The sequence below is a fragment of the Sporosarcina koreensis genome (assembly GCF_001531445.1).
GTDB lineage: Bacteria > Bacillota > Bacilli > Bacillales_A > Planococcaceae > Sporosarcina > Sporosarcina koreensis_C.
In genome coordinates this window covers 68,326-74,231 of sequence record NZ_LQYA01000140.1, presented here as the reverse complement: position 1 = coordinate 74,231, position 5,906 = coordinate 68,326, and the positions used below count along the sequence as shown (strand labels likewise).

The 5,906-nt window shown below is 43.2% G+C and carries 7 protein-coding genes; 3 read left to right on the top strand and 4 right to left on the bottom strand.

Translation table 11 applies throughout. The features are described 5' to 3' along the window. A partial coding sequence (locus tag AWV70_RS14975; RefSeq protein ID WP_060208844.1) for a metal-dependent hydrolase occupies positions 1 to 824 on the top strand: 824 nt, incomplete at its 5' end. Positions 825 to 1,192: 368 nt separating this feature from the next. Here the strand turns inward: AWV70_RS14975 and AWV70_RS14970 are convergent. Together AWV70_RS14970 and recX are read right to left on the bottom strand one after the other, a co-directional pair. Then, complete coding sequence (locus AWV70_RS14970) at positions 1,193 to 1,498, bottom strand: YfhH family protein (protein WP_060208853.1); 306 nt, start codon at positions 1,496 to 1,498, stop codon at positions 1,193 to 1,195. A 13-nt stretch (positions 1,499 to 1,511) separates the two neighbouring features. After that, a complete protein-coding gene (gene recX / locus AWV70_RS14965; RefSeq protein WP_060208842.1) occupies positions 1,512 to 2,324 on the bottom strand; it encodes a recombination regulator RecX in 813 nt (270 codons plus the stop codon). 74 nt (positions 2,325 to 2,398) lie between these two features. Here recX and AWV70_RS14960 point away from each other — a divergent pair, with 74 nt between their 5' ends. Next, positions 2,399 to 3,295, top strand: a complete 897-nt coding sequence (locus AWV70_RS14960; protein WP_060208839.1) for a TIGR01777 family oxidoreductase — start codon at positions 2,399 to 2,401, stop codon at positions 3,293 to 3,295. Positions 3,296 to 3,352: 57 nt separating this feature from the next. Next, positions 3,353 to 4,156, top strand: a complete 804-nt coding sequence (locus AWV70_RS14955) for a polysaccharide deacetylase family protein (protein ID WP_060208837.1) — start codon at positions 3,353 to 3,355, stop codon at positions 4,154 to 4,156. Between the two features lie 276 nt (positions 4,157 to 4,432). On the opposite strand, the gene AWV70_RS14950 is transcribed toward AWV70_RS14955, so the two are convergent. After that, positions 4,433 to 5,410 carry a M23 family metallopeptidase gene (locus AWV70_RS14950; protein ID WP_235588686.1) on the bottom strand — a complete coding sequence of 326 codons (978 nt, stop codon included), beginning with the start codon at positions 5,408 to 5,410 and terminating at the stop codon, positions 4,433 to 4,435. A 158-nt stretch (positions 5,411 to 5,568) separates the two neighbouring features. Then, a complete protein-coding gene (locus AWV70_RS14945) occupies positions 5,569 to 5,784 on the bottom strand; it encodes a hypothetical protein (RefSeq protein WP_060208849.1) in 216 nt (71 codons plus the stop codon). Positions 5,785 to 5,906: the final 122 nt, after the last annotated feature.

Below are 5,906 nucleotides of genomic sequence, written 5' to 3'. Positions count from 1 at the left end.
ATAATGCGGTTTATATACGGAATCATCGCGGAATCACCCATTCGGTTCCCGCAGTCCTGCTTTGGCCGCTCATCATCTCGATTTTACTTTCGTTCATCTTTCCCGAGGCGGCATTCTACCATTTTTGGGCTTGGACTTTCCTAGCGGTGTTTTTGCACGTATTAGTAGACATCTTCAATGCATATGGCACGCAGGCTTTACGGCCATTTTCCAATCAGTGGGTTGCCATCGGGGTTATCAATACATTCGACCCGATCATTTTCGCGTTGCATATTATCGCGATTGCTGCATGGATGTTCGGTACGGAGCCTGTTCTGACATTCACGCTTTTGTATATAGTGGTTTTCTTCTATTATCTGTTGCGTTTCGCCGTCAAAGCGGCGGTGAAACACGCTGTCCGCAATACAATTCCGGATGCTGACGATATTTTCATCGCACCGACGATGCATTTCTTCCAATGGAGAGTTGCTGCGTCAAATCAGGAGTGTCACTATGTCGGACGGGCATACGGCCGTTCCGTCAATATTTACGATCGATTTGAACGTGAGCCGATGCCGAAATCGCCATATATCGATGCGGCGATGGAAGATAAAAATATAGAAGCTTTCGTCTCGTTCTCCCCGATTTACAGATGGTCCGTTTCCTATGTCGGCGACCTATATGAAGTCCGCCTCATCGATTTGCGATACCGAAGCAAAGGCTATTATCCATTCGTTGCTGTCGCTCATATTAATGAAGACATGGAAGTCATCAATTCGTACACGGGGTGGATTTTTTCAGAGGACAAGCTCCGGAAAAAGTTGAATTTTATTCCAAACTCATAACAAAAGCGGAGGGCGCTCGGAGCTATATATGATGAATAAAAGAAACAAACATTCATAATACACCGTCGCTTTCCGTTTCAGGCGGACGCTTTCCAATCGAACAGCAAAGGGTTCGATTTGCCATATTTCTGCGTACTGTGCAGAAATTAAGGCAGCCTCTAGTATCTCCCTGCTCGTAACGCTGTGTTTTTACTCGCAACAGCCGTTCTTCGTAACGGCTTTCGCTGGAGTCGCCGCCTTACACTTCAAGCAACTTGAGACGCCGAATACATTCGTTAAGGTTATATAGACGTAGAAATAGACATGCAAAAGCTTGCCTTTTCCGCTTCACGCGCAATCGGCAAGCTTTCGCTTCATGGAAACAATCACTATTTACCCGTTTTCACCGATTGCAGCATCGCGATTGGCAACGCCTCTGCCGCACGTTCTCCGCCTAAGCGGTATCCCCATGCAAATCGGCCTTTTAAATAGTCGACGTGGAAAAAAACACCTTCATCGCCTTCGATTCGATAAATCTCACCTGGAACGATCGTTTTTGGATCGATCATATATGATTTCGCCATGAGTGCTTTGCGCTGATAGACCGCATACTCATTTATTATTCCTAGCTGCTCAGCCTTGCGCGCCTTTTCCATCAAACTTCCGATTTCCGACCGTAACTCGTGTTCGTTCATTTCACTATATTTTTTAGTCTCCAACTTCTTCGTGCTCCTTTTTTTCGATGAAACTGTCTATTCGTTCAAATGGAATTCCTTTTTGGTACATCGCTTGTTTTACCCGTTTTCGTAGTTCATATCCGGAATGCTTGGACTGATAACGACGCCAAGCCTTTTCGCCGACGTTGCTGATGATTGAATCCCATTCGTCTTCATCTCTGCCGAAGTCGATTTCCTCCATGACACTGCTGATCAATTCAAAGGAGAATCCTTTTCGGGCAAGTGCATTTTGGATTTTTTGCTTTAGTTGTGCAGGAGCGATTGTACTGTTTGATCTCGCTGCCTTTTCGGCTAGTTTTTTCGCTACCGCAAATTGCTCTTCCTCTGAATAGTTTTCAAGCACTTGCTGTTGCAACTCCTTCCCGACCCCTTTTTTCTGCAATTCTTGTTGGATCGCTTTTGGACCTTTATTCGATGCGTTTTTTTGCGTTCGCATTAATGCTTCGGAAAATGCCTCATCGTCGAGGAACCCGAGTCTTCTTAATTTGACGATTGCTTCGAGGACGACGGCTTCGCCGAATTCCAAGTCCATAAGTTTCTTCTTCACTTCGAATTCGCTTCGCATTCTGAAGGATAGGTAGTGGAGTGCGCGGTTGAATGCTTTTTCGATTTGGTCTTCGTAGGTAATTTCGTCCATCGACCATTCATCGAGCTGCATTCCTTTTGTCAGTCCGAATTTGACGAGGACGGATTCATGGACGCTGAATGCATATGTTTCGTCCAAGAATATATTATAACGTTCGCTATCACGTTTTTGTTGTGTTATTTTCGTAATAACAGGCAAATCTTCGACCTCCCTCGCTATCTATCAGTATACATGTTCTGTTCGAAGAGGTCGAACCTTGGAGGTTGATTGGGATGAAAGTCGTTATTGCTGGGGGTTCAGGGTTCATCGGACGGCATATTACAGAATTACTTTTAAAAAAAGAACATGAAGTCATCATTCTTTCTCGTAATAAAAAGACTGACACAGAGAATGTGAAATATGTACGTTGGTTGCAAGAAGGTGCTGTGCCGGAGAAAGAGATTGGAAGAGCGGATGCGTTCATTAATCTTGCGGGTGTTTCCATCAATGACGGGCGTTGGTCGGACGCACATCAGAAAAAGATTTATGAAAGCAGAATGGAAGCGACGGATGAATTGTTCCGGATCATTGGAGAACTGGATGAAAAACCGTCCGTCTTCATTAATGCCAGTGCAATCGGAATTTACCCTGCGTCCGAAACTGCCGTTTATACGGAGGAATCTACCGAAATCGCCACGGACTTGCTTGGCAGGACGGTAAGTGATTGGGAGAGGAAAGCGGCTTCGCTGAATGATTTTGGGATACGGACGGTCTTTACCCGCTTCGGCCTTGTCCTATGGAAAGATGAAGGGGCACTGCCGCTCATGGTCTTGCCGTATAAAATGTTTGTCGGCGGTAGAGTCGGCACCGGACAGCAATGGGTTTCATGGGTGCATATACGAGACGTTGCGAAAGCGGTTCTGCACATTATGGAAAATAGCCAATTGGAAGGCGCTGTCAATGTCACCGCTCCCTTCCCTCTTCGGATGAATGACTTCGGGAAGATGATCGGCGCTACATTACATCGGCCGCATTGGTTTCCTGCTCCTTCTCCCATAATGAAGCTGGCACTCGGGAAAAAGAGCGCCCTCGTTTTGGAAGGACAGTATGTGACACCTAAAAAACTAGTGACAGAAGGCTTTGAATTTGATTTTCCCGTTCTATCCTTAGCATTAGATAATCTGCTGTGAAAAATGTATATTTCCTTTCCTTCTGCGCATCCTACTCAAAAAGGAGTTGTGCAATCTATGGTTGAAGAACATGGCCCGGGAATACTGATGGCTGCCTTCATCATCGTTGTCGGCATTTTATTCAATCCTTTCGCAGCGAAGGCCGAGGAATTCCATTGGGGGTTTAAAAAAGCATCGAATGGTGTCCCGCCAAATGCAGGACCCGCTTTGGAATCAATGCTTGATAAGCATGGCGCTATATATAAAGGCAAACCTGACGAAAAAATTGCCTATTTGACTTTTGATAACGGTTACGAGAATGGCTATACGGAAAAGATATTGGATGCATTGAAAAAAGAGGAAGTACCTGCGACGTTCTTTCTGACGGGACATTATTTGAAAAGTGCCGCCCCGCTCGTCCAAAGGATGGTGAAGGAGGGTCACGGCATCGGAAATCATTCCTACGGACATCCGAATATGGCGAATCTATCGGAAGAAAGAATGGAAGAGGAGTGGAAGAAGTTCGACGAGTTGTTATACCAAACTACCGGAGTCGAACGCACGGTGTACACAAGACCTCCTGAAGGAATTTTCAATGACGACGTTTTACGGAAAGGCAATGAGTTAGGATATCGTCATATTTTCTGGTCCGTCGCTTTCATTGACTGGCATGCCAATAAACCGCGCGGCCGCTATTATGCCTATAATGAGCTGATGAATCAGCTTCACCCCGGGGCACTGATTCTTATGCATACCGTGTCGCCCGATAATGCGGAAGCATTGCCGGATTTCATTCGCGACGCCAAGAAATCGGGATATGAATTCCGGTCACTGGACGATCTTGTCCTCGAATACGAAAACGTGAACTCGATTTTGCGATGAATCCGAAAGTATCCTTTACGAAAACAGCCCATAATTAGAAAACACAGACCGCCAATTCGAATATTGAATAGCGGTCTTTTAATGCATCTGTCTATTTTTGTAATTATTTGGATTGTGTGAAAACGTAAAACCGTTGATTTCCGTTCCAGACGGACGCTTTCCAATCGAACAGCGTAGGGTTCGATTTGCCTTAATTCTGCTCGCAACGCTGCGCTTGCACTCCAATCAACTAAGTGTCTAGTTTTTTTATAAAGCAGTCGCGCCATATTGCGGAGTTCAATCCACAAAATCCCCTTGGATAAATTTATCCTCCCGGTCAAAATTAATTTTAATGCTTTTTGAAGTCATAGGGTCCGGTGAATCAGCCACATGAAAATGGATATGCGGTTCGCTGGAATTCCCTGAATTACCAACTAGCCCAAGCAGGTCACCCTTCTTAACCTTATCCCCTTCCTTTACTACAATCGACTGGTATTTGAAGTGAGCAAGATAACTGAATTCCTTATTACCATGGTCAAGAATGACATAATTCCCTAAGGGTTGCTTCTGATTCATTCTACCAACGGGCTCATTATCCTTTACACTATTTTCTACTTGAACAACCGTTCCATCAGCCGGGACCAGGTATTCCTTGCCAAATGCATAATAGCTTTCATTTAAGGTAGGATCTCCTTCATAGCTGCTGTACTCATTCATTATCACAAAGTCGTAGGCATAGCGCTGGTTTTCATATGCATAATGGTAATTAACCAGGCTGTTCGTACCTCCCCAAAACACAAACCACTTATCTTGAAATGGAAAGTCAAATATTGTTTCTGTATAGATGTTATCAGTTTCCGGATACAAAGTAAGTGGCATGACCTGTAATCCATGAATAATATCATCCTCATCAAAGATTGCCATCATCCCTTTAGAACCACTATCATCTATCCAAACGTATTGCTTTGCGCCATTACCATAAGGAAGTTCAGATTGTAAAATGTATTTAGCAACGTCTTTATTGAATTCTTTACCTAACTCCTGAAACTGTTTAAAGGGAACTTCACCCTGAAACGTTTTGCTCGTCTGACTGTACACCTTCTCATAGTCCCCATTTAGAAAAACATCGGCTAATTCCTTCGGCTCCAACAGTTTCCCTCCTTGATCAGTATTTTCTTCCTTATTTTCTTCTCCCTCCTCCCCTACAGTATTACAAGCAGTTAAGAAAACAGTTGAAAAAGCAACCAGTAATAATAAAAACTTCAAATACCTCAAGCATGCTCCCTCCTTATAAACTTTTGATTATGTAATACTACATGTAAATGAATGAAAAAGTTTCATAAACAGAGGGTAAGCTCAAAATTGAGCGTTTTTCGCCAAAATATTTTACTATCCTTATTTAACTAAGCGCCCGTTAGCTTAATAAGAACTTTTTATATTTTACCTTCTTTTATCCATGTCCAAATTCGGTAACTTCCGAAAACTGATACTAGGAAAAGTAAAAGCATAAATATAACGTAAAATGATAGTCTATTAATTTCTTGTAACCCTTCGCCGTTAGCCACTATCCAAATGGATAATCCAAATAGCATCAAGTAACAAAATACATTAGGAATAATCCATGCGATTCTTAACTTTGTATTTTTCAAAATATCCCCCCTCGGACTATATACGAACATCACGATGAATAGATTCCAAATAAGTATTTCCTTCTTCAACTAAACTGTTCCTTTAGTTGAAGAAGAAAAGGGTGCTTGACTCCTAATTAAAG